This window comes from Streptomyces sp. DSM 40868 (genome assembly GCF_011820545.1).
GTDB lineage: Bacteria > Actinomycetota > Actinomycetes > Streptomycetales > Streptomycetaceae > Streptomyces > Streptomyces eurythermus.
In genome coordinates this window covers 4,458,183-4,482,414 of the sequence record NZ_CP050504.1, presented here as the reverse complement: position 1 = coordinate 4,482,414, position 24,232 = coordinate 4,458,183, and the positions used below count along the sequence as shown (strand labels likewise).

The following is a 24,232-nucleotide window of genomic DNA, read 5'->3' as shown; positions in this document are numbered from 1 at the left end:
GGAGCCGGTGGACAACCTGGGCCCTCTGTGGAGAACGGAAAGTTCTGCACACACCGCCCACAGGCTGAGGGCAGTTCTCCCCAGCTGTGTCCCCAGGAATACCCAGGTTTCCCACAACCCAATCCGGCAGCTTCCTGTGACGCCTTTCACTCGACGCGGTGAGCGGGGGCGTCGGGTTGCCGAACAGTGGACAGCCATGTGGAGAAGCCCGGGTTCGCTGGGGACAACCGCCCCCAGCCTGTGGGGTACCGGTGGAAAACGCGACGTCCGGCCTGGGGACGACGTAGTTATCCACAGTCTGTGGAGATCGTTTGTCCACGATTCCACAGGCCCGTGAGCTGGGTGGATGCGCTGGAGCCAGCCTCCCTGTGGACGCAGTTCGGGACAACTTCGCAGTCCCCAGTCTGTGGACGGAAGAAAGTCGCCGAATCTGTGGAGGAAGGCCGTAACCAGGCAGGTAATCGAACAAGGGATGACGGGGAGGAAACGGCTCGCGGGGTCGCATCCGGCGCTTCGGACGCGTGTTGAGGTCGTCGGAGGGCGGTCGGAGGGGTGCCGGAGGCGGTCCGAGGGCCGTCCAAGGGGTGCGAAAGGGTTGCCTGGCTCGCCGTCGGCGCCGCGTGGGATGCGGCCGGCCGCGTTCGGGCGCCGCCGCGTTCGGGCGCCGCGGCGCGCGGGACGTCCTCGGTACCGGAGCCGTCGGTGCGCCTCCGTGGGCCTCTATGGGCCTCCATGCGCCGGGAACGTCGGAGGGCGCCCCGGAGGCGGTGTGTGCCCCGGGGCGCCCTCCGCGCCCGCGTACGGCCGGCTCAGCCGTTCTTGATGCGGTTGGTCAGCTCGGTGACCTGGTTGTAGATCGAGCGCCGCTCGGCCATCAGCGCGCGGATCTTGCGGTCGGCGTGCATCACGGTCGTGTGGTCCCGGCCGCCGAACTGCGCGCCGATCTTCGGCAGCGACAGGTCCGTCAGCTCGCGGCACAGGTACATCGCGATCTGCCGCGCGGTCACCAGCGCGCGCCCGCGCGAGGTGCCGCACAGGTCCTCCACCGTCAGCCCGAAGTAGTCCGCGGTGGCCGCCATGATCGCCGTAGCGGTGATCTCCGGCGCGCTGTCCTCGCCGCCGGGGATGAGGTCCTTCAGGACGATCTCGGTCAGGCCCAGGTCCACCGGCTGCCGGTTGAGCGACGCGAACGCCGTCACCCGGATCAGCGCGCCCTCCAGCTCACGGATGTTCCGCGAGATCCGGGAGGCGATGAACTCCAGCACCTCCGGCGGCGCGTTCAGCTGCTCCTGGACCGCCTTCTTGCGCAGGATCGCGATCCGCGTCTCCAGCTCGGGCGGCTGGACGTCGGTGATCAGGCCCCACTCGAAACGGTTGCGGAGCCGGTCCTCCAGCGTGACCAGCTGCTTGGGCGGCCGGTCGCTGGAGAGCACGATCTGCTTGTTGGCGTTGTGCAGCGTGTTGAAGGTGTGGAAGAACTCCTCCTGCGTCGACTCCTTGTCCGCGAGGAACTGGATGTCGTCGACGAGCAGGATGTCCATCTCGCGGTAGCGCTTGCGGAAGCTGTCGCCCTTGCCGTCGCGGATGGAGTTGATGAACTCGTTGGTGAACTCCTCCGAGCTGACGTACCGCACCCGCGTGCCCGGGTACAGGCTGCGCGCGTAGTGGCCGATGGCGTGCAGCAGATGGGTCTTGCCGAGCCCGGACTCCCCGTAGATGAACAGTGGGTTGTACGCCTTCGCGGGCGCCTCGGCGACCGCGACCGCCGCCGCGTGCGCGAAGCGGTTGGAGGCGCCGATCACGAACGTGTCGAACAGGTACTTGGGGTTCAGGCGCGCGGTCGGCTCGCCGGGGCCGCTCGCGGGCGCCGGCTGCGCGGCCAGCGGGCCGGGGGCGCCGGTGGGCCCGTCCGGACGGCCGGGGCCGCCGCGGTGGGCCGCCGGATCGGGCAGCTCACGGCGGACCGGGTCGCGCTGGTCGTACTCGGTCCGGGACGGGTCGTACTCGCCCCGCGCGGAGTCGTAGTCGCCGCGCTGCTGCTGGTACGGCGGCCGGTCCGTGCCCTGCGGGCGGTAGTCCTGGGACGGCGCGCCGTACGCGTCCGCGCCGGATCCGTAGCCGTCCTGGGAGGACGGCGAGGCGTACGGGTCCCGCTCGGGAAAGCCGAGCCGGGGCTGCTGCCAGGCGTAGTCGTCCTGCCCGGGGCGCGGCCAGGCGCCGGGCTCGGGCCGCTGGTACTCGGACGGGTAGACCGGGCGGACCGTGGGGAGCTGGTCGGAGCGGCCGGCCGGGGGCTGCTCGGAGTGCTGCTCGCCGCCCGGCTGCTCGCCGCCACGGGGCCGTCCGTAGCCCTCGTACGGCCCCGAGGGCAGCTCCGGTTCCTCGTAGCGCGGGTTCGCCGGCTGCTGGACGGGAGGCGCCGGGGGCTCGCCCGCGGAGTCGTCCACGGTGATCGCGATGCGGATGGGGCGGCCGCACTCCCGGCTCAGGGTCTCGCTGACGACGGGCGCCAGACGGCCCTCCAGAACGCCCTTCGCGAATTCGTTCGGCACGGCGAGAAGGGCGGTGTCCGCGACCAGCGCGAGCGGCTGGCAGCGCCGGATCCAGTGCTCGTCCTTGGCCTCCACACCCTGTCCGCGGCCCTCGCCGAGCAGCTGTTCCAGTACTCGCGGCCACACTGCGGCAAGATCGGCAGGTACGTCAGCCACAGGGCACGCTCTCTCACAGGTCCCACGAACGTGTGGTTCGGGGACGGGTCGGGATGAAAATCGGGTCGGGCGGGGATAAGGGAACGAATCGGAGTCCAGCCACGGTAGTCAGCGCGGCGGGTGCGGTTCAAGTTGTTGTCCCCAGCCTGTGGACAGTGTCTCCCGGCAGCCCTCGGTTTGACCGGACGGCTCGGCCCCGCGTACCGTAACCAGGTCGAGTTGTCGATGGCTGCTGCCGCCTGCCTCCGATGGGCACAGGTCACGTCAGGTGATCGGGAAGCGGTGCACTCGGGCGTGACGCGAGCTACTCGTGGGCGCACGGTGACAGCCAGGACGGCACCCCGCCACTACCGATTTTCTGGAGCCCCCGAGTGAGCAAGCGCACCTTCCAGCCGAACAACCGTCGTCGCGCGAAGACCCACGGCTTCCGGCTGCGTATGCGCACCCGTGCCGGCCGCGCGATTCTCGCGTCCCGCCGTAGCAAGGGTCGCGCCCGTCTGTCCGCCTGATCCCGGTCAGGTCATGACATCGTGCTGCCCACCGAGAACCGGCTGAGGCGGCGCGAGGACTTCGCGACCGCGGTACGACGAGGGCGCCGGGCAGGCCGCCCGACGCTCGTCGTCCACCTTCGAAGCGGTGCCACGGACCCGCACGCGCCTGGGGAGAGCGCTCCCCCGACGCGTGCGGGTTTCGTCGTCAGCAAGGCCGTGGGTGGTGCGGTCGTGCGCAACAAAGTGAAGCGCAGACTGCGCCATCTGATGCGTGACCGAGTCGGCCTGTTCCCCCCCGGTAGCCTGGTAGTCGTACGAGCGCTGCCCGGAGCGGGCGACGCAGACCACGCACAGCTGGCCCGAGACCTGGACGCCGCCCTTCAGCGGCTACTGGGAGGGGGCGCGCGATGAAGTACCCGCTGCTGGCTCTGATCAAGCTGTACCAGTGGACGATCAGTCCGCTGCTGGGGCCGGTATGCAAGTACTACCCGTCGTGCTCCCATTACGGCTACACGGCCATCGACCGGCACGGTGCCGTCAAAGGGACCGCACTGACCGCCTGGCGCATCCTCCGGTGCAATCCGTGGTCGCCGGGTGGCGTGGACCATGTTCCGCCGCGTAAGCGTCCGCGGTGGCACGAAATGCTGCGCGACGCCTGGCGCGCACGCAGGGGCGGGTCCTCCGCCGCCGAAACGGCCACCGAAGCGAAGCCACCAACGGAGTCTCCTTCGAGCCCGGCCGCAGAGACCTCGTCCCATGCCCAAGGAGCATGATTAGTGGACACGATTGCCAGCCTTTTCAGTTTCATCACCTGGCCCGTCTCCTGGGTCATCGTCCAGTTCCACAAGGTGTACGGGGCGATCTTCGGACCTGACACCGGGTGGGCCTGGGGCCTGTCCATCGTGTCGCTGGTGATCCTGATCCGCATCTGCCTGATCCCGCTCTTCGTGAAGCAGATCAAGGCGACCCGCGCGATGCAGACGCTCCAGCCGGAGATGAAGAAGATCCAGGAGCGCTACAAGAACGACCGGCAGCGCCAGTCCGAAGAGATGATGAAGCTGTACAAGGAGTCGGGTACCAACCCGCTCTCCTCGTGCCTTCCCATCCTGGCGCAGTCCCCGTTCTTCTTCGCCCTGTACCACGTGCTCGCCGGCATCGCGTCGGGCAAGAAGATCGGCGTCATCGATGCCGACCTGCTCGAGAGCGCGCGGAACGCCCACATCTTCGGCGCCCCGCTGGCCGCCAAGTTCTTCAGCAGCGACAGCCAGGTCAGCGCCCTGCACGCCTCGCTGACCGACGTCCGCATCGTGACCGCGATCATGATCGTGCTGATGTCGGCGTCGCAGTTCTACACGCAGCGCCAGCTGATGACGAAGAACGTCGACACCACCGTGAAGACGCCGTTCATGCAGCAGCAGAAGATGCTGATGTACGTCTTCCCGATCATGTTCGCCGTCCTCGGTGTGAACTTCCCGGTCGGTGTCCTCATCTACTGGCTGACCACCAACGTGTGGACCATGGGCCAGCAGATGTACGTCATCCACAACAACCCGACCCCGGGTTCCAAGGCCCAGGCCGCCTACCTGGAGCGCCTGACCAAGCACGTCACGCAGCACGGCAAGATCCGCCGGCGCAGCGAGAAGGCCATCGTCAAGGCGATCGTCGCCAAGGGCCGCGACCGCAACGAGTTCGAGCGCAAGTTCGTCAACGCGCTCAACAAGGCCGGTCTCGCCGCCCAGGCCGACGGCACCGTGACGAAGAGCGTGGCCCAGGCCGCGGCACAGACCGAGGACGGCGCTGCCGCCGGTACCGACTCGGCCACCGCCGCCCGGCGCCAGCAGCCCAAGCGCCAGAGCAAGTCCCAGCGCCAGTCCGGCGGGACCAAGACGGGTGACTCCCCGTCGCTGGAGAAGTCCGACGCACCGCAGGACGCCAAGCCCGCGGCTGCCAAGCAGCCCCAGAAGTCCGGCTCCGGCACCCGCAGCAAGGCCCAGTCCGGCCAGCGCAAGGGTGGCCCGCAGCGGCCCAAGTCCCCGTCCAAGAAGTAAGAAGGAGCCCATCCCGTGACGGAAGGCACCACCTCCGCCGCTGCCGAGGGTGCAGACACCCTCACCCGCCTGGAGCAGGAGGGTGAGATCGCGGCGGACTACCTGGAGGGTCTGCTGGACATCGCCGACCTCGACGGCGACATCGACATGGATGTCGAGGCCGACCGCGCCTCCGTGTCGATCATCAGCGACACCGGCAGCCGCGACCTGCAGAAGCTGGTCGGCCGGGACGGCGAGGTGCTGGAGGCGCTGCAGGAGCTGACGCGGCTGGCCGTGCACCGGGAAACCGGTGACCGCAGCCGGCTGATGCTGGACATCGCGGGCTACCGCGCCAAGAAGCGCTCCGAGCTGTCCGAGCTGGGCGCCAAGGCCGCCGCCGAGGTGAAGAGCACCGGCGAGCCCGTGAAGCTCAAGCCGATGACCCCGTTCGAGCGCAAGGTCGTGCACGACGCGGTCAAGGCCGCGGGGCTGCGCAGCGAGTCCGAGGGCGAGGAGCCGCAGCGGTTCGTCGTCGTGCTGCCCGCCTGATCGGCCCCCGTTCCACCGGCCCCGTCTGTTGAGCAGGCGGGGCCGAACTTTGTCAGCCTGGTAGTTCTGGTGGCCGGTGCGCGAAGCGCCGGCGCTGTACGGAAGGACGGTCCCCGTGACGGAGGCAGCGGAGCTTCCCCCCGCGCCCGAGCAGGCGCGGGAAGTGTTTGGTGAGCGCTTCGCCGATGCGGTCCGCTATGCGGAGCTGCTCGCCGAGGCAGGCGTGCAGCGCGGCCTGATCGGTCCGCGGGAAGTGCCCCGCCTGTGGGAGCGGCACCTGCTGAACTGTGCGGTGCTCTCCGAGGCCGTTCCGGAGGGGGTGACGGTATGCGACGTCGGCTCCGGTGCGGGGCTGCCGGGCATCCCGCTGGCCCTGGTCCGCGACGATCTCAACATCACCCTGCTGGAACCCCTGCTGCGGCGCACCAACTTCCTCACCGAGGTCGTCGAGCTGCTCGGCCTGGACCATGTCACCGTCGTGCGCGGCCGGGCCGAGGAGGTCATGGGCAAGCTGCCGCCGGTCCACGTGGTGACGGCACGGGCCGTGGCCCCGCTGGACCGCCTGGCCACCTGGGGCATTCCGCTGCTGCGCCCGTACGGCGAGATGCTCGCGCTCAAGGGGGACACCGCCGAGGAGGAGCTGAAGGCGGCGGCCACCGCGCTGAGCAAGCTGGGGGCGGTGGAGACGTCCATCCTGCATGTGGGTGAGGGCGTGGTGGACCCGATGTCCACCGTGGTGCGGGTCGAGGTCGGGGAGAGCCCGGGCGGTGTGCGCTTCGCCGCCAAGCGGGCCAAGGCCGCCCGCACGGGTCGGGCCCGGCGACGCCGGTGAGCCGGAGGACGGGTGTGCGCCGGTGGGCTGTAGGGGTCGGCCGGCGCTGACCCGTCCTGACGACGGAACGTACTCCACACAAGCTGCCGAACCCGGGCGAGCCGGAGTGTCGCAAAGGTCCGGTCGCAGCGGCTGTGCATCGTGTTTCACGTGAAACGTCGCTCACTGCTGCACGGCATCATCAGTCGTGGCCGCGCTGCGGCCGAACCGCGCGACCGGAAGCCCCTCGGCGCACTCGGAGAGGACCCCGTTTCCCCGGAGGTCCTGCCCCGCTCCGCGGGGGCTTCGCCCCGCTCCTCGGAGATTCCGCCCCGCTTCCTGGAAAACTCGTCCCTCTCCAGGGGCACGGAGTTGTCCACAGAGGTGGATTTCTCCACAGATGGCCAGGCCTCACTGGTTCACGACCCCGAAGACATGGGAGGCTCTGTTCATCGCGAGCCTGAAGTCGAGGAGAGTGAATCCTTGCGGTCCGACGCCAACATCGCGGGACCGATGACCGATCCGGTCCCCGGTCCCCGTACCGAGTCGATGGGAGCGGATGTTTCACGTGAAACACCGCCCCCGATGGACGACACTCCCATCGGTCGAGCTGCCCAACTGGCGGTGGAGGCTCTCGGCCGCGCCGGCGCAGGCCTGCCGCGACCGGAGCAGACCCGAGTCATCGTGGTCGCCAACCAGAAGGGCGGCGTGGGCAAGACGACGACAACCGTCAACCTTGCCGCCTCGCTGGCTCTGCACGGTGGCCGGGTCCTGGTGATCGACCTCGACCCGCAGGGCAACGCGTCCACCGCCCTCGGGATCGACCATCACGCCGAAGTGCCTTCCATCTACGACGTGTTGGTGGAGAGCAAGCCTCTTGCCGAGGTGGTCCAGCCCGTCATCGATGTCGAGGGCCTCTTCTGCGCCCCGGCCACCATCGATCTCGCCGGTGCGGAGATCGAGCTGGTGTCCCTGGTGGCCCGGGAGAGCCGGCTGCAACGGGCCATCCAGGCGTACGAGCAGCCGTTGGACTACATCCTCATCGACTGCCCGCCCTCGCTGGGCCTGTTGACGGTCAACGCGCTTGTCGCGGGCGCCGAAGTACTGATCCCGATCCAGTGCGAGTACTACGCGCTGGAGGGCCTCGGTCAGCTCCTGCGCAACGTCGACCTGGTGCGGGGGCACCTCAACCCCGCCCTGCATGTGTCGACCATCCTGCTCACCATGTACGACGGCCGGACGCGTCTCGCCTCCCAGGTCGCGGAAGAGGTGCGCAGTCACTTCGGTGAAGAGGTGCTGCGGACGAGCATTCCCCGCTCGGTCCGTATCTCCGAGGCACCGAGTTACGGGCAGACGGTGCTGACCTACGATCCAGGATCGAGCGGTGCCCTCTCGTACCTTGAGGCGGCCCGGGAAATCGCGCTGAGGGGCGTCGGCATCAGCTATGACGCGAGCCAGGCCCACATCGGCGCCCAGAAAGACCAGAGCATGGTGGAGGGGATTCAGTGAGCGAGCGACGGAGGGGTCTGGGCCGTGGTCTCGGCGCACTGATCCCCGCTGCCCCGACCGAGAGGACGCCGGCCTCCGCGGCGCTGGGGGGTGGAGGCTCCACCTCCCCCGCGGCCGTCCCGGTGCTGACCGGCGACCGCGGAGTGGCCGCGGCCAAGGTGGCCACGCTGCCGCCCGCCGCACAGGACATCGAGGCGGTTCCGGCGAGCCCCGCCGTCGAGGTGCCGGCAGCCCCGGTGGGCGCCCACTTCGCCGAGATCCCCCTGGACGCCATCACACCGAACCCGCGCCAGCCGCGCGAGATCTTCGACGAGGACGCGCTTCAGGAGCTGGTCACCTCCATCAAGGAGGTCGGCCTTCTGCAGCCCGTCGTGGTGCGGCAGCTGGGGCCCGGCCGGTATGAGCTGATCATGGGCGAGCGCCGCTGGCGCGCGTGCCGTGAGGCCGGTCTCCAGGCCATCCCGGCCATCGTGCGGGCCACGGAGGACGAGAAGCTCCTCCTGGACGCACTGCTGGAGAACCTGCACCGTGCGCAGCTGAACCCGATCGAAGAGGCCGCTGCCTACGACCAGCTGCTGAAGGACTTCAACTGCACCCACGACCAGCTGGCCGACCGGATCGGGCGCTCCCGCCCGCAGGTCTCCAACACGCTGCGTCTGCTGAAGCTGTCGCCGACCGTTCAGAAGCGGGTGGCCGCCGGGGTGCTCTCGGCCGGTCACGCCCGGGCGCTGCTGGCCGTGGAGGACTCCGAGGAACAGGACAGGCTGGCCCATCGGATCGTCGCCGAGGGCCTGTCGGTGCGGTCCGTGGAAGAGATCGTGACCCTGATGGGCTCACGGCCTCAGAAGGCCTCGCGCTCCCGGGGGCCCCGGGCCGGGTCCGTGCCTTCCCCGGCGCTGAACGAACTGGCCACCCGGCTCTCGGACCGGTTCGAGACGCGGGTGAAGGTCGAGCTGGGGCAGAAGAAGGGCAAGATCACCGTCGAGTTCGCCTCCGCCGAGGACCTCGAAAGGATCCTCAGCACGCTCGCCCCGGGCGAGAGGCTGGCCCTCCAGAAGAGCCTTCAGGACGGCGACGGCGACGAGACGCAGGACTGATTGCGGGTTGTTCGTGCCCTTCGGGGCAGTGGAGCGGGCCGTGTCCGGTGTGTACCGGAACACGGCCCGCTCTTTGCTTTGGCACGGTATCGAGTGAATCGGATCGTGGATACGATGCGATCAGCTAGGGCATATCCACCGGTCAGCAGCTGACAGCCGCTCGCGATGCGGCGGGCGAAGGAAGCGAGGATCAGCCTTCATGGGGCGTCGGCTCGTGCCGCTCACGCTGGACAACCTTCAGGATCTTCCCCATCGCTGCCGCTCCTGTGTCTTCTGGGAGCTGGACCCCGTCAGCGGCGAGGCGGCGGTGACGGCGGGCACCACCGCGCTGGAGAAGGAAGCCTGGATCTCCGCCGTCCTGCTGGACTGGGGATCGTGCGGACGGGTGGTGTACGTCGATGACGTCCCGGCGGGTTTCGTGCTCTACGCCCCGCCGGCCTATGTGCCGCGGTCGACTGCCTTCCCCACGAGCCCGGTCTCGCCGGACGCCGTGCAACTGATCACCGGGTTCGTCCTGCCCGGTTATCAGGGGCAGGGCCTGGGCCGGGTGCTGGTGCAGACGGTGGCCAAGGATCTGCTGCGCCGGGGCTTCAAGGCGGTCGAGGCGTTCGGGGACGCCCGCTGGGAGCAGCCCGGCTGTCTGCTGCCCGCCGACCATCTGCTGGCCGTGGGCTTCAAGACGGTCCGGCAGCATCCCGCCCATCCGCGGCTGCGGTTGGAGCTGCGGTCCACGCTCTCCTGGAAGGAAGACGTGGAGATGGCACTCGACCGGCTGCTGGGAGCGGTCCAGAAGGAACCCGCGCTGAGGCCGCTGTAGCGAAAGCCCGCTATAGCGCCGATGGGGCCGGCCCAAGCGGGCCGGCCCCATCGTGTTTCACGTGAAACATCACTTCGTGATGAACTCGTCCAGGTCGCGCAGGAGCGCCGCCTTCGGCTTGGCGCCCACGATCGTCTTGGCGACATCACCGCCCTGGTACACGTTCAGGGTGGGGATGGACATGACGCCGTACTTGGCGGCCGTGTTCGGGTTCTCGTCGATGTTGAGCTTGACGATCTGGATCTTGTCACCGTGCTCGGCCGCGATCGCCTCCAGGGACGGGGCGATCATGCGGCACGGACCGCACCACTCGGCCCAGAAGTCCACCAGAACGGGCTTGTCGCTCTTGAGGACCTCCTCCTCGAAGGTCGCGTCGGTCACAGTCTTCACGTTGCCGGCCACAGTGGGCTCCTTACCTCGGTTACGCGGTGGGGCGGGGAAGGGGGAAGGTCAGACAGTCGTCTTCTCGGGCTCCGCCTGGTCCTCGTCCGCGAGGGCGGCGAGGTACCGCTCGGCGTCCAGAGCGGCGGCGCAGCCGGTACCGGCCGCGGTGATCGCCTGGCGGTAGGTGTGGTCGACCACGTCACCGGCTGCGAACACACCGGTCACGTTGGTACGGGTGGACGGCGAGGCGACCTTCAGGTAGCCCTCCTCGTCCAGGTCCAGCTGGCCCTTGAACAGCTCGGTGCGCGGGTCGTGACCGATGGCGATGAACAGGCCCGTCACGGGCAGCTCGGACAGCTCGCCGGTCTTGACGTTCCGCAGCTTCAGACCGGAGAGCTTCTGGTCGCCCTGGATCTCGGCGACCTCGCTGTCCCAGACGAACTTGATCTTCGGGTCACCGAAGGCCCGCTCCTGCATCGCCTTGGAGGCGCGCAGGGTGTCCCGGCGGTGGACGATCGTGACCGACTTGGCGAACCGCGAGAGGAACGTGGCCTCCTCCATCGCGGTGTCGCCGCCGCCGATCACGGCGATGTCGTGCTCCTTGAAGAAGAACCCGTCACAGGTGGCACACCAGGAGACACCACGGCCCGACAGCATGTCCTCGTTCGGCAGGCCCAGCTTGCGGTGCTGGGAGCCGGTGGTGACGATGACGGCCTTCGCCCGGTGGACGGTGCCGGCGGTGTCGGTGACGGTCTTGATCTCACCGGTCAGATCGACGGCGACGATGTCGTCCGGAACGAGTTCGGCACCGAAGCGTTCGGCCTGGGCGCGCATGTTGTCCATGAGGTCCGGCCCCATGATGCCGTCGCGGAAGCCCGGGAAGTTCTCGACCTCGGTGGTGTTCATCAGCGCACCGCCCGCGGTGACGGCGCCTTCGAACACCAGGGGCTTCAGCGATGCACGGGCGGTGTACAGCGCCGCCGTGTAGCCTGCGGGCCCGGAGCCGATGATGATCACGTTACGGACATCGCTCACGGCTTGATTCCTCGTCTCTGGTCTGCGTCAGTCGACCGGCGGGAGCCCCTTTCGGGACTCTCACCCCACCCAACGGATCCTACGGGGCGTGCATTCCCGGTGTGTCCGGGCACACGCCTACCCCGGGGCGCCCGAAGGAGTGGTCCAGCGGCCTAGGGGCGGGCGAGGGACTGCTTCAGCAGGACCGTGCCGGCCGGCGAGGGCTGGTGCTGTACGCAGGACGCGTCGACGACATAGGCCGTGACCCGAGCGCTGTCACGGGTGTCGGCCACCACGACGAGGTAGGCCGATCTGCCCGCGTACGTTCCCGTCTTGGCCGCGAGCACGTCGGCGCTCTGCCGGAGCGCCTGCCGGACACAGTCGGGGACCGGGACAGCGGTCTGGATCAAGGTGTTGGGTCCCTCGGTGGACCCGAACGACCGAGTCCCGTCGTCCGGGCGCTGCCGGGGCCTGTCACCACCGTGTGGCAGCGTCTTCTCGGCGGTGAGCAGGGAATGGACCTGGTTCTCCAGGCTGTCACCGGAGAAGGCGCCGGCCGAGGCGGTCGGTGTGCCATGGGCCGACGTGTGGTCGGAGGTGCCGGACAGGGACGTCACGAGCAGGCTTCCGGCGCCCAGGACCGCGGCCGTGAGAACGGCCCCCAGGGCGATCCGGCCGCGTCGCCGGCCGCGCTCGGTGCCCTTGCGGCCCGGCCCGGTCGCGGCACGGGGGCGCCCTGAGGGGCGATCGGCGGGTTGATCCGCTGGACGCTCGGCGCGGTGGTCCGCGGCGAGCGATGTTTCACGTGAAACATGACCCGTGGCGTCCTCGGCACCGACATCGCGCCCGCGTTCGGCACCAGCGTTCCGTGCGGCCTCGGCGCCGGTGTTCCGCGCGGCCTCCTCGGCGAGGGCGGCGTCGAGGCGTACGGCGATATCGTCCGGCATGCGCTCCGGCTCCGGCATGGAACCGAGCAGGCCCCGGATCTCCTCCAGCGAGGCGTACACGTCCGCGCATGAGGCGCACACGTCCAGGTGGCGCCGCACGTCCCTGTCCCGGTCGGGGGCGAGCAGGCCCTCGGTGAGGTCGGAGATCTCCGCGACGTCCGGGTGCCCGGTCGTGTCCGTCGTCGATGTCACGCTCGCCCACCTCCGCCCTTCACTACGGCTGGATCGCTCGGTCCCGCGCCCTGGGAGTGTGCGCTCGGTGACCCCGTCGCCGGTGGGACGGACGGCCCTGGCCGCCGGTTCCGTCCCGGGTCGTTTTCCTTTGCGTCCCCGGTACCGTCCGGCCGTGGGCCTCCGGCGCGTTCGGGCCGCAGATGTGTGAGCAGGGGCAGCAGCCTGGCCCGGCCCCGGGCGCACCGGCTCTTCACCGTCCCCGTCGGCACATCGAGGATCCGCGCGGCCTCGGCCACGGGGTAACCCTGCATGTCCACCAGGACCAGAGCGGCGCGCTGTTCCGGGGGAAGGGTGCCGAGCGCTTCGAGGAGCTGACGGTGCACGTCCTTCCGCTCGGCCGGCGCCGAGGCGGACTCGTGCGGTTCCAGCAGCTGCTCCAGCCGCTCGGTGTCGTCCACCGGAGCCGTCCTGCGGGAGGCGGCCTTGCGCGCCCGGTCCAGGCAGGCGTTCACCGTGATCCGGTGCAGCCAGGTCGTGACGGCCGACTGGCCCCGGAAGGTGTGGGCGGCCCGGTAGGCCGACACCAGGGCGTCCTGCACGGCGTCCGCCGCCTCTTCACGGTCCCCCAGCGTCCGCAGGGCCACGGCCCAGAGCCGGTCCCGGTGCCGTCGTACGATCTCGCCGAATGCCTCCGGGTCGCCGTCCACGTGGCGGGCGAGCAGGTCCCGGTCGCCCACTCCTTCGTATCCGGCGCCCTCCGTCATCTGCCCCCTCCGGTCCGGGTGAGACGTCAGCCCGTGAACTTCACTTCGCCGATGGCCTGCTTGTAGCCGGGACTGGCGTACAGGGCCGAGTCGTACCCCGAATTCGGCACGGCCGTCAGCCAGACGAGGACGTACTGCGTCTTGATCTGCTTGGTCACCTTCACCGTGGCGCTGGTGCCCGTGGTCGTGACGTCACCGAGCTTGGTCATGGAGTCCAGGGAGGCCGGCGACAGCGAGTCCGCGGCGTACAGCTCGACCGTGGTGTGGTCGCCGCCGTAGCGCATGTCGATGGTGGCCGCACTGACCTTCTTGGCCGAGCCGAGGTCGTACACGATGCCGACGCCCGGCTTGTACGGCGCGATCGTGGGGCCTTCGTTGAAGCTCTTGGTCTTCCAGTACGTCGACGCGTCACCGTCGTAGGTGTTGGGGACGTTGCCGGGGCTCTGGGCACCGCCCTTGGCGACGAACTCCTGGCCGTTCTGGATCTTTATCGGAATCGGCTTCGGCTTCACGGCGTTCTTGCCGCCGCCGTCCGTGGTCTGGCTCTTGTTGGTGTCGTCCGGCTTGTTGCCGCGGTCCATCAGGGCGTCCGCCAGCTGCCAGCTGCCCAGGCCCAGCGCGGCGATGAGCAGGGCCGACACCGCCCACTTCAGGGCCTTGCCGGTACGGCTCTGCAACGGGGGCGGCGGGGGCACGATGGGCTGGGTGGCACCGGCGTGCGGGGCCGGGCGGCCGTAGCTGCCCTGCTGGTAGGTCGTGCGCTGGTAGTCCGGCGGCGCCGCGAACGAAGGCTCGGGCGGGCGGATGCGCGGCATCTCGCCGATCGCCTTCACCAGCTCCTCCGGCGTGGTGCACGGCGCCTCGTGCCGGGACGCCGTGGCGCCGTCGTTCACCAGGGCGCGCATGGACAGCTCGGACAGCCCGCGGTGCACCCCGGCCCGCACCTGGTCCGGGGGGATGAGTCCGATGTCCTTGGGCAGGCCGGCCAGGCCGTAGGCGTCGTTCTCGTACGGCCAGCGCTGGGTCAGCGCGGCGTACAGCAGGGCACCGATCGCCTCGGTGTCGGCGCGTTGCGGGGTGGCGGAGCTGATGCCGCGCAGCGCCGCGTTCACGGCGAGGCCGCGGATGCGCCACTGGCCGGTGGAGGTGCGCAGGACGGCGTTCGGGTTCAGCCGTAGATGGGCGAGGCCTTCCCGGTGCGCGGCGGCCATGGCCGCGGCGACCTGACTGACCATCTGGTAGGCGTCGTGCGGCTCCAGCGGGCCGCCGGTGAGGAGGGTGGACAACTCGGTGGCGTCGGGCAGCCACTCGTGGACGACGTAGACGAGGTCGTTCTCCTCGACGGCGTCGAGGACCTGGACGAAGCGGGGGTCGCCGAGGAGCGCGGAGGAACGGGCGGCGGCGAGGACGGAGCGGGCCCGGGCGTGGCCCGCGGGCAGGACGTGGACGCCGACGGCCCGGCGGAGCTTCTCGTCGACCGCACGCCAGCTGCTGAACCCGTCCAGACGGGTGACGCACTCCTCCAGCCGGTAGCGCCGGGCGAGCTTGTGACCGCTGTGCAACTCCGGCGCGGAGGCCTTCCGTCCGGGACCCTCGGTGCCGCCGCTCCCCTGTGCCTCGTCGCTGTCCGTGTCCCGCTCCGGGTCATTGGCCACCCCGTCGGCCGTGGACTGGTCCGCCTTCGCGGTCAGCGGTTGCTCACCGCTGTTGTCTGCCACGTCGACGGCAGCTGTGCTCCGTTCCGCCACCGTCGTCCCTGCCTCCCCATCCGTTGCACGCTGTCCGACGCCGAAACCAATTGTGCCCACAGTCCGCCGCTATGCACGACACACGGCGGCGGACGATGGTTGTGCGCCTACCCTCGCCTCAGCGCCCCAGACGTCCCCGCACCATTCCGACGAGCGAGTTGAGTTCCTCGATGCGCATCCGCCGGGCGGCGACGAAGAAGACGCCGAACAGGACGGCACCGCCGGCGATCAGCGCGGCGAAGGAGCCGACGACGCCCAGGCCCAGAGTGTGTCCGACGCCGTAGCAGGCCGCGCCGCTGAGCAGGGCGGCCGGCACCGAGGCGATGCCCAGGCGCGCGTACGTACGCAGCACCCGGGACCCGTCCAGGTCCCCGCCCAGCCGCTTGCGCAGCCGGCGCCAGGCGACACCCACCCCGATGGCGTAGGCGAGACCGTAGGCGGCGGCCATGCCCGCGACCGCCCAGCGCGCCGGCAGTACGAAGTAGCACAGGGCCGAGACGCCGGCGTTGACGGCGGCCACGATGACCGTGTTGTAGAAGGGGGTGCGGGTGTCCTCGTAGGCGTAGAAGGCACGCAGGACGACGTACTGCACGGAGTAGGGGATCAGGCCGAGGCCGAAGGCCATCAGCATGTAGCCCATGTTGGTGGCCGCGCCCGTGCCGGCGGAGCCGAAGATCAGCGTGCACATCGGGACGCCGAGCGAGACGAACCCGAACGCGATGGGCACGATGGCGACGGCGGTGGTGCGCAGGCCCTGGGAGATGTCGTCGCGGATGGCACCCGTGTCGTTCTCTGCGGCCGAGCGCGAGATGCGCGGCAGCAGCGCGGCCATCAGGGACACGGTGATGATGGCCTGCGGCAGGCCCCAGATCAGCTGGGCGTTGGCGTAGGCGGCGAAGCCGGTGCCCTTGACGCCGGAGTCCGCGCCGGCGGCGGTCGACAGCTGGGTCACGACCATGGCGCCCGCCTGGTTGGCGAGGACGAACAGGACCGTCCACTTGGCGAGCATCGCGGCCTTGCCCAGGCCGTGGCCCTTCCAGTCGAAGCGCAGCCGGATCCGGAAGCCGGTCTCGCGCAGGTAGGGGATCATCGCCAGGGCCTGGACGACCAGGCCGAGCAGCACACCGACGCCGAGCAGCCGCTGGCCCTCCGGCGGGATGGTGGTGACGCCCATGTGGGAGTTGGCGGCGGTGCCGTAGACCCAGATGAACATGCCGAGCGTCACGATGATGACGATGTTGTTCAGGACCGGGGTCCACATCATCGCGCCGAACTTCCCGCGCGCGTTGAGGATCTGCCCCATCACCACGTGGATGCCCATGAAGAAGATCGAGGGCAGGAAGTAGCGGGTGAAGGTGACCGCGACCTCGTTGGCCGCGGGGTCGCTGGCCACGGGGTTGGCCAGCAGCCGCACCAGCAGCGGCGCGGCGAACATCGCCAGCCCGGTCAGCGCGGCCAGCGCGACCATCACCAGGGTCAGCAGCCGGTTGGCGAAGGCCTCGCCGCCGTCCTCGTCCTCCTTCATGGAGCGCACGAGCTGGGGCACGAACACGGAGTTCAGGCCGCCGCCGACGGTGAGGATGTAGATCATGGTCGGCAGCTGGTAGGCCACCTGGAAGGAGTCGGCGAGGAAGCCGAGGCCGAGCGCGGCGGCGATCAGCGCGGAGCGGATGAAACCGGTCAGGCGGGAGACCATCGTGCCCGCCGCCATCACGGCGCTGGACTTCAGCAGCCCGGCGGCCTTCCCGCCCTTCTTCGCGGGAGCCACCGGCGCCACCGGAGCCACGGCACCGGCGGGGGTGTCACCCGACGCGGGGACCTCCGGCTGGCCCGGGTCCGCCGCGACGGCCGGCGCGGGATCCGCGGACTGCGCCGGATACCCGGGCACGGACGGTCCGGCCGGGTAGCCGCCGGCGTACGCGTGACCCTGCTGCGAGCTCTGCCCGTACTGCTGCGGGTACTGGCCGGAGGCGGCCGGGGGATCCATCGGCGCGTGTCCGCCGCTGTGCTGCTGGTCCTTGAAGAGGTGCGCGAAGGCGTCCGGCTCGTGGTACTCCTCGCCGGAGTGCGTGACCAGGTCGTCCACGCCCACGAACTGGGTCGTGCGCGGGTCCTCGCCGTACGGCAGGTACTGGGTGGCGGCGGCGCCGGGCTCGGGCGCGGGCGGCTGTGCCCACACGCGGGGGTCGGGCGCGTAGGGCGACTGTGCGGGCGGTGCGTACAGCGGCTGCTGGGCGTCGTACGAGCCCGGGGGTGGTGGCGGGTGCGCGGCACGGTCGTAGAGCGCCTCGGCGACCGGGTCCTGGGCGGCCAGGTCGTGCGCCCGGTAGGGGTCCTGCTCGTAGGCGTCCTGGAGATACATGTCCGCCGCGTGCTGCGGCGGCACCTGGCCCGGCTCGGGCGGCGGCTCGGGGTAGCCCGAGCCGGCCGCGCCCTGGCCGCGGTCACCGTCGTACGGCGCGTTCATGCTTACCCCACCTCATCGTCCCGGGCCCACCGGCCACGACATCGCTCAACGGTCCACTCTCTCACCCGTCCCGGACGGGTCGGCGCTTTCCGGTGCGGTGTCCGGCGCAGGGTCACTCGGCTGCTCCGGGTCGTCTGCCCCGGAGCCGGAGCCGGACTCCTGGGGGAGACGGCCCTCGGGTGCCCCGGGGTTCCCGGGCTCGGCCGGGTCCTTCGCCGCCGTGTCGGGGCCGTCGTCCTCGGGCTGCCGGGCCGCGGCGCGCTTGCGCTGGGTGTACATCCGGAAGCCGGCGAGGACGAGGAGCAGGACGCCACCGCCGATAACCAGCATCACCGTGGGGGTGACCTCCGTGACCTTCACGTCGAAGGTGACGGGTTCGCCGTATTTGCGGCCGTCCTCGGTGTACAGCTGGGCGATGACCGCGACGCGGCCGTTGGCGTTGGCCGAGGTGGTGAACTTCACCGACTGGCTGTGCCCGCCGGAGATCTCCACGGGCTGTTCGTAGTAGGCCTTGCCGCCGATCTCCAGACGGGTCGGCATGGTCGACTCCAGGCGCAGCACCAGGTGGCCGACGGGCTGGACCAGGTTGTTCTGGACCGTGACCGGGATGGTGGCGCTGCGGCCCGAGAGCTTGGTCTCGGACTTGTCGATCAGCTTGACCTGGTCGGCCAGCTCGTCGAGCCAGGCCTCCACGCCGTCCCGGTACCCTTCCGCCGCGCCCCGGTGGCCTCGCCAGGACGTGGACATGTCCCGGTTTATGGCCCGTCCGAACGGGGTGACGACGCGGGACTGGTCGCTGAGGATCACACGGAAGTTGTCGAGCTTGGCCTGCGTGCGGGCGATCTGCTCGAAGGCGGTGCGCGGCAGGTCCTGCTTGCGCAGCGAGGCGGGGTAGGCGGACGCCGGGGGGATGCGGGTGGTGGCGGCCGGGTCGGGCTTGTCCTTGGCGGTCGCGGTGAGGTCCTGGGGCTGGGTCCAGGTGCCGCCCTGGAGCGCCTTCACGGCTGCCGCCATCGCCTGCGCCTGGCTCGCCGTGGGCATGCGCTGCGGGGCGACGAGAATGCTGCGCTGCTTGTCGGTCTGCGAGTTCACTTCCAGGCTCTGGGCCAGGAACCGCTGTACGGCCAGGGTGGCCGCGCCCGCCTTCGTCAGATCGCCCTCGAACGCCGTGGACAGCCGGCTGTCGGCGACCACGGCCGTGGTGCCCCCGCCGACCGGGCGGGCGGCGGACGGCGTGTACGGCAGCCCGGCGGTCTCCTGGAGGCTGTCGCTGCGGGCGATCACCCGGTCGGCCCCGGCGGAGGTCGCGACCTTCATGATCGACCGGTCCACGGCGCCGTCGACCGGCCAGGCGAAGTCGGTGGTCGGGGTGACGTGGAGCACGGTCTTGACAGTGGTCGCGGCGACGTCGGTGGCGTCCTTGAGGTGGCTGAGCGAGCCGGTGACGCTGGTGCCGTTGTGCGCGAGGGAGGCCAGGTCGGGGTCGGCGAAGGGCAGGGCGACGACCTCCTTGCCGGCCACCGCCTTCTGCAGGGCGGCCAGCCACTGCTTGGCGACCGCCTGGTGCTCGCGCGGGCCGGGCGTGCTGGTGCCGTCGGCGGCCTGGAGCCGGTAGTTGCCCACGGCCATCGCGTCGACCGAGGCCAGCAGGTCCGGGTCGATCACCCAGGTGACGTCCAGATCCTTGCCCAGGTCCACCATCTGGGCGAGCCGCCCGCCGGGCGCCAGCTCCTTCGCCAGGTCGTCGTTCAGGAACTCCGGTGTCTGCAGGTCGCCCGCGCCGGTCTTGGCCGTCATGTGGACTGTGGACAGCAGCGGCCACAGGAACGTCGTCCTGGTCTTGGTGCCGGCATCCGACGGCTGCCACGGCAGGAAGGTCCGCTGGATGCCGAGCACCCGCGGCCAGGGCCGGGCGGAGGTCTCGCCGGAGAGGGCGACCCCGAACTCGTAGACCCCGTCGTCGTCCAGGCCGAGCTTGTCGACGGGGACGGAGATGCTGAAGTGCTGGGCGACGCCCGGGGCGAGCTTGTCGAACTTCTCCTCGTACTTGTCGCCGACCTCGGAGCCGGTTCCGCCCTGCGGATCGTCGGAGTGCCGGGCGACGGAGTCGATGTCCGAGCGGGTGGTCAGCTGGGGGCCGACCCGAAGGCCCACATGGGCGTCGGTGACGGCCTGCTTGCCGTTGTTGGTCACCGTGCCGGACACGGTCAGCGTGTCGCCGTCCGTGGGGGCGCTCGGGGTGAGCGAGTCCAGGGAGACGGACACCGAGTCCGAGGAGGCGGCCTGCGCGGGCGCGGCGACGGGCAGCTGGAGCAGACCGGCCAGCAGTGGCGCCCCGGTGAGCAGTGCTCCGGCGCGCCGCAGCCACCGGCGGGCAGGTGAGGCACTGGTCCCCTGGAAGTCAGCCGCCTCGGCCACGCGCTCGCCCGTCCCTCGTCGTCAGTGGTCGTCGGAATGTGCGTCCACGCATGGTAACGATGCGCGCTGAAGGGAAGTGCCGCGGTCTCCTTCACAAGATCGGCGAACAGCCGTGGCGCGTCCCCTATATCCAGTATCGCGGGGAGAGCGGCTGTACGCCGCGAGAGCTGCGCTTGCGGTGGATATGCAGGGAGCTGTCCCACCGCCCCGGCGGGGTGCTCCGGGGCGGGCGCACGCCGATGACCGTCTCCGGCCGGGCCGCCTTCGGGCGCGCGGGCCACGTACCCTCTTCTGTTGTGCCGAACCCCAACGAAGACACTCCCTCTGCCCTGAGCCAGGCGCAGCAGCGCGCGGTCGCCGAGCTGCTGCGGGTGGCGCCCGTCGCCGACGACCTCGCCCGCCGTTTCCAGGAGGCCGGGTTCTCGCTCGCCCTGGTCGGCGGATCGGTCCGGGACGCGCTGCTCGGCCGGCTCGGCAACGACCTGGACTTCACCACCGTCGCCCGCCCCGAGGACGTACTGAAGATCGTCCGGCCATGGGCGGACGCCGTCTGGGAGGTGGGGATCGCCTTCGGCACGGTCGGCGCGCACAAGGGCGGCTACCAGATCGAGATCACCACCTACCGGTCGGAGGCGTACGACCGCACCTCGCGCAAGCCGGAGGTGTCGTACGGCGACTCCATCGAGGAGGACCTGGTCCGCCGCGACTTCACGGTCAACGCGATGGCCGTGGCGCTGCCGGAGAAGACCTTCATCGATCCGCACGGTGGCCTGGAGGACCTCGCGGCCCGTGTGCTGAGGACCCCGGGCACGCCCGAGGAGTCCTTCTCGGACGATCCCCTGCGGATGATGCGGGCCGCCCGGTTCGCCGCCCAGCTGAACTTCACGGTGGCCCCCGAGGTCGTCACCGCGATGACGGAGATGGCCGGGCGGATCGAGATCGTCTCGGCGGAGCGGGTCCGGGACGAGCTGAACAAGCTCCTGCTGTCCGCGCACCCGCGCAAGGGGCTGACGCTGCTGGTCGACACCGGGCTCGCCGAGTACGTCCTGCCCGAGCTGCCGGCGCTGCGCCTGGAGAGCGACGAGCACCACCGGCACAAGGACGTCTACGAGCACACGCTGATCGTCCTGGAGCAGGCGATCGCGCTGGAGGAGGACGGTCCCGACCTCACTCTCCGGCTGGCCGCGCTGCTGCACGACATCGGCAAGCCGCGTACCCGCCGCTTCGAGAAGGACGGCCGGGTCTCCTTCCACCACCACGAGGTGGTCGGCGCGAAGATGACCAAGAAGCGCATGACCGCCCTGAAGTACTCCAACGAGCTGGTCAAGGACGTCTCCCGGCTGGTCGAACTCCATCTGCGGTTCCACGGCTACGGCACCGGGGAATGGACGGACTCGGCGGTCCGCCGCTACGTCCGTGACGCGGGCCCGCTGCTGGAGCGCCTGCACAAGCTGACCCGGTCCGACTGCACCACGCGTAACAAGCGCAAGGCGGCGGCGCTCTCCCGGGCCTACGACGGCCTGGAGAAGCGGATCGCCCAGCTGAAGGAGCAGGAGGAGCTGGACGCCATCCGTCCGGACCTCGACGGCAACCAGATCATGGAGATCCTCGGGGTCGGCCCCGGCCCGGCCGTCGGCAAGGCGTACAAGCACATGCTGGAGCTGCGCCTGGAGCACGGCCCCATGGATCACGCTGCCGCGGTGGCGGCCCTCAAGGAGTGGTGGGCCGCACAGAGCTGAGCCGGGTCCCGGCGGTGTTTCACGTGAAACATCCCTCCCGGGACGGTGGCGCCGAGGGCCGATGTTTCACGTGAAACATCGGCCCTCGCTCTGTCTTGCCGGATTCGGGGCGGGTCGTCTCACCGTCGTCCGAGGCGGGCCAGGGTCACGGCGATCACGCCGTAGAGGAGGGCGACGAGCAGCACCAGCGGCGTCGAGCGGCCGTCCGGAGGCAGCATCAGCGCGGCCACCCCCGCCGCACCGACGAAGGCGACGTTGAAGAGGACGTCGTACACGGAGAAGACGCGGCCGCGGAAGCCGTCCTCCACACACGCCTGGACGATCGTGTCCGTGGCGATCTTGGCTCCCTGGGTCATCAGCCCCAGGACGAAGGCGGCGACCATGAGCGGTCCGGTGGCGAACGGAAGCCCCAGCGCGGGCTCCAGCACCATGGCCGCACCGGAGCACGCCACGATCCAGCGACGGGGGCCGAGCCGCCCCGCCGCCCAGGGCGTCACCACGGCCGCCGCGAAGAACCCGGCGCCGGACAGCGCCAGTGCCACCCCCAGCAGCCGCAGCCCTTCCTCGGGGGTGCCGGCCAGGGCATAACGGCAGAGCATGAGCAGCAGGACGAGGAGCGCCCCGTAGCAGAAGCGCATCAGCGTCATCGCGGCCAGCGCCCACGCCGCCTCGCGGCGCCGGGGCGCCGTCAGGTGCCGGATGGCCGCAGGCAGCTCGCGCGCGGTCCCGGCGAGGGCGGTGCCGAGACGGGGGCGGGCCGGGCGCCGGTCGGGGCCGAGGAGGCCCGGGGGCAGGCGCAGGGACGCGAGGCTCGCGCTCAGGTACAACAGGGCCCCGCACAGGACCACCGCCGCGTCGGAGTCGGCCGCCACCATCCGGACCGCGAAGGCCAGACCCCCACCGGCGGTCGCGGCCAGGGTGCCCGCCGTCGGGGAGAGCGAGTTGGCCAGCACCAGGCGCTCGGCGTCGACGACCCGGGGCAGGGCAGCGGAGAGCCCGGCCAGGACGAAGCGGTTGACGGCCGTGACACACAGCGCGGAGACGTAGAAGAGCCAGTCGGGGGCCCCGCCCGTGATCAGCACGGCGGTGGCCGCCGCCAGCAGGGCCCGCAGCAGATTGCCGTACACGAAGACCTGCCGGCGCCGCCAGCGGTCCAGCAGGACACCGGCGAAGGGGCCGACCAGGGAGTAGGGGAGCAGCAGGACGGCCATGGCCGAGGCGATGGCGGCCGCCGAGGCCTGTCTCTCCGGGGAGAAGACGACGTATGCGGCGAGCGCGACCTGGTAGACCCCGTCGGCGCCCTGGGACAGGAGGCGGACGTACAGCAGGTGCCGGAAACGCCGCAGGCTCCACAGCAGGCGCAGATCACGTACGACGGGCATGGGCGACAGCCTCACATAAGCGGAAGGTCCCCGGGTCGCGTGACCCGGGGACCTTCACAGCCCTGGCAGGAGCGTTTCGTGCGAGCGGTCCTCAGCGCCTCAGCGCTCGACCTCGCCGCGGATGAACTTCTCGACGTTCTCGCGGGCCTCGTCGTCGAAGTACTGGACCGGCGGGGACTTCATGAAGTACGAGGAGGCCGACAGGATCGGGCCGCCGATGCCGCGGTCCTTGGCGATCTTCGCGGCGCGCAGGGCGTCGATGATGACACCGGCGGAGTTCGGGGAGTCCCAGACCTCCAGCTTGTACTCCAGGTTCAGCGGGACGTCACCGAAGGCGCGGCCCTCCAGGCGGACGTAGGCCCACTTGCGGTCGTCCAGCCAGGCCACGTAGTCGGACGGGCCGATGTGGACGTTCTTCTCGCCGAGGTCCCGGTCGGGGATCTGGGAGGTGACGGCCTGCGTCTTGGAGATCTTCTTGGACTCCAGGCGCTCGCGCTCGAGCATGTTCTTGAAGTCCATGTTGCCGCCGACGTTCAGCTGCATCGTGCGGTCGAGGATGACACCGCGGTCCTCGAACAGCTTCGCCATGACACGGTGCGTGATGGTCGCGCCGACCTGGGACTTGATGTCGTCACCGACGATCGGGACGCCCGCCTCGGTGAACTTGTCCGCCCACTCCTTGGTGCCGGCGATGAAGACCGGGAGGGCGTTGACGAAGGCGACCTTGGCGTCGATGGCGCACTGGGCGTAGAACTTCGCCGCGTCCTCGGAACCCACGGGCAGGTAGCAGACCAGGACGTCGACCTGCTTGTCCTTCAGGACCTGGACGACGTCGACCGGCTCCTCGGCGGACTCCTCGATGGTCTCGCGGTAGTACTTGCCGAGACCGTCGAGGGTGTGGCCGCGCTGGACCGTGACACCGGTGCTGGGCACGTCGCAGATCTTGATGGTGTTGTTCTCGGAGGCGCCGATGGCGTCCGCCAGGTCCAGACCGACCTTCTTGGCGTCGACGTCGAACGCCGCGACGAACTCGACGTCGCGCACGTGGTAGTCACCGAACTGCACGTGCATCAGGCCGGGGACCTTGGACGCCGGGTCGGCGTCCTTGTAGTACTCGACTCCCTGCACCAGCGACGCCGCGCAGTTGCCCACGCCGACGATGGCTACGCGAACCGAACCCATTCCG

General features: G+C 70.3%; 20 protein-coding genes. 10 read left to right on the top strand and 10 right to left on the bottom strand.

Going from position 1 to position 24,232, the window contains the following annotated elements; translation table 11 throughout:
* Positions 1-809: 809 nt before the first annotated feature.
* Positions 810-2,708 carry a chromosomal replication initiator protein DnaA gene (gene dnaA, locus HB370_RS20410; RefSeq protein ID WP_078637609.1) on the bottom strand — a complete coding sequence of 633 codons (1,899 nt, stop codon included), beginning with the start codon at positions 2,706-2,708 and terminating at the stop codon, positions 810-812.
* Between the two features lie 371 nt (positions 2,709-3,079).
* On the opposite strand from dnaA, the gene rpmH reads away from it, so the two are divergent.
* The 9 genes from rpmH to HB370_RS20365 all read left to right on the top strand — a co-directional run bounded on the left by rpmH (position 3,080) and on the right by HB370_RS20365 (position 10,009).
* Positions 3,080-3,217 carry a 50S ribosomal protein L34 gene (rpmH, locus tag HB370_RS20405; RefSeq protein WP_003956500.1) on the top strand — a complete coding sequence of 46 codons (138 nt, stop codon included), beginning with the start codon at positions 3,080-3,082 and terminating at the stop codon, positions 3,215-3,217.
* A 21-nt stretch (positions 3,218-3,238) separates the two neighbouring features.
* On the top strand, positions 3,239-3,610 hold the full coding sequence (gene rnpA / locus HB370_RS20400; protein ID WP_078637608.1) for a ribonuclease P protein component: 372 nt from the start codon (positions 3,239-3,241) through the stop codon (positions 3,608-3,610).
* Entirely contained in the window at positions 3,607-3,972 is a 366-nt protein-coding gene (yidD, locus tag HB370_RS20395) for a membrane protein insertion efficiency factor YidD (RefSeq protein WP_078637607.1), read from the top strand. Before rnpA ends, yidD begins: the two co-directional genes overlap by 4 nt.
* 3 nt (positions 3,973-3,975) lie before the next feature.
* Positions 3,976-5,247 carry a membrane protein insertase YidC gene (gene yidC / locus HB370_RS20390; protein WP_030786401.1) on the top strand — a complete coding sequence of 424 codons (1,272 nt, stop codon included), beginning with the start codon at positions 3,976-3,978 and terminating at the stop codon, positions 5,245-5,247.
* Between the two features lie 15 nt (positions 5,248-5,262).
* A complete protein-coding gene (locus HB370_RS20385) occupies positions 5,263-5,775 on the top strand; it encodes a R3H domain-containing nucleic acid-binding protein (protein WP_030786398.1) in 513 nt (170 codons plus the stop codon).
* A 115-nt stretch (positions 5,776-5,890) separates the two neighbouring features.
* Positions 5,891-6,607 carry a 16S rRNA (guanine(527)-N(7))-methyltransferase RsmG gene (gene rsmG / locus HB370_RS20380; RefSeq protein ID WP_030786395.1) on the top strand — a complete coding sequence of 239 codons (717 nt, stop codon included), beginning with the start codon at positions 5,891-5,893 and terminating at the stop codon, positions 6,605-6,607.
* 414 nt (positions 6,608-7,021) lie between these two features.
* Complete coding sequence (locus HB370_RS20375; RefSeq protein WP_078637619.1) at positions 7,022-8,095, top strand: ParA family protein; 1,074 nt, start codon at positions 7,022-7,024, stop codon at positions 8,093-8,095.
* Complete coding sequence (locus HB370_RS20370; protein WP_030786390.1) at positions 8,092-9,192, top strand: ParB/RepB/Spo0J family partition protein; 1,101 nt, start codon at positions 8,092-8,094, stop codon at positions 9,190-9,192. Before HB370_RS20375 ends, HB370_RS20370 begins: the two co-directional genes overlap by 4 nt.
* 199 nt (positions 9,193-9,391) lie before the next feature.
* Complete coding sequence (locus HB370_RS20365; RefSeq protein ID WP_030786387.1) at positions 9,392-10,009, top strand: GNAT family N-acetyltransferase; 618 nt, start codon at positions 9,392-9,394, stop codon at positions 10,007-10,009.
* Positions 10,010-10,078: 69 nt separating this feature from the next.
* On the opposite strand, the gene trxA is transcribed toward HB370_RS20365, so the two are convergent.
* The 7 genes from trxA to HB370_RS20330 form a co-directional block, all read right to left on the bottom strand.
* Entirely contained in the window at positions 10,079-10,411 is a 333-nt protein-coding gene (trxA, locus tag HB370_RS20360) for a thioredoxin (RefSeq protein ID WP_030786385.1), read from the bottom strand.
* Positions 10,412-10,459: 48 nt separating this feature from the next.
* Positions 10,460-11,428 (bottom strand): thioredoxin-disulfide reductase, encoded by a 969-nt coding sequence (gene trxB, locus HB370_RS20355; protein WP_030786383.1) that lies wholly within the window; start codon positions 11,426-11,428, stop codon positions 10,460-10,462.
* A gap of 152 nt (positions 11,429-11,580) precedes the next feature.
* The gene (locus tag HB370_RS20350; protein ID WP_030786381.1) at positions 11,581-12,546 is read right to left on the bottom strand and encodes a hypothetical protein; all 966 of its coding nucleotides are present in this window, start codon (positions 12,544-12,546) and stop codon (positions 11,581-11,583) included.
* Entirely contained in the window at positions 12,543-13,292 is a 750-nt protein-coding gene (gene sigM, locus HB370_RS20345; protein WP_030786379.1) for an RNA polymerase sigma factor SigM, read from the bottom strand. Before sigM ends, HB370_RS20350 begins: the two co-directional genes overlap by 4 nt.
* 26 nt (positions 13,293-13,318) lie before the next feature.
* Positions 13,319-15,040, bottom strand: a complete 1,722-nt coding sequence (locus HB370_RS20340) for a protein kinase family protein (protein ID WP_030786376.1) — start codon at positions 15,038-15,040, stop codon at positions 13,319-13,321.
* 118 nt (positions 15,041-15,158) lie between these two features.
* The gene (gene murJ, locus HB370_RS20335; RefSeq protein WP_030786373.1) at positions 15,159-17,507 is read right to left on the bottom strand and encodes a murein biosynthesis integral membrane protein MurJ; all 2,349 of its coding nucleotides are present in this window, start codon (positions 17,505-17,507) and stop codon (positions 15,159-15,161) included.
* 45 nt (positions 17,508-17,552) lie between these two features.
* Positions 17,553-19,925 carry a DUF6049 family protein gene (locus HB370_RS20330; RefSeq protein ID WP_030786370.1) on the bottom strand — a complete coding sequence of 791 codons (2,373 nt, stop codon included), beginning with the start codon at positions 19,923-19,925 and terminating at the stop codon, positions 17,553-17,555.
* Between the two features lie 296 nt (positions 19,926-20,221).
* On the opposite strand from HB370_RS20330, the gene HB370_RS20325 reads away from it, so the two are divergent.
* Positions 20,222-21,664 carry a CCA tRNA nucleotidyltransferase gene (locus tag HB370_RS20325; RefSeq protein WP_030786367.1) on the top strand — a complete coding sequence of 481 codons (1,443 nt, stop codon included), beginning with the start codon at positions 20,222-20,224 and terminating at the stop codon, positions 21,662-21,664.
* 119 nt (positions 21,665-21,783) lie between these two features.
* Here the strand turns inward: HB370_RS20325 and HB370_RS20320 are convergent, their stop codons facing one another.
* Positions 21,784-23,046 carry an MFS transporter gene (locus tag HB370_RS20320; RefSeq protein WP_030786364.1) on the bottom strand — a complete coding sequence of 421 codons (1,263 nt, stop codon included), beginning with the start codon at positions 23,044-23,046 and terminating at the stop codon, positions 21,784-21,786.
* 99 nt (positions 23,047-23,145) lie between these two features.
* Positions 23,146-24,228 (bottom strand): inositol-3-phosphate synthase, encoded by a 1,083-nt coding sequence (locus tag HB370_RS20315; protein WP_030615128.1) that lies wholly within the window; start codon positions 24,226-24,228, stop codon positions 23,146-23,148.
* Between the last annotated feature and the right edge of the window lie 4 nt (positions 24,229-24,232).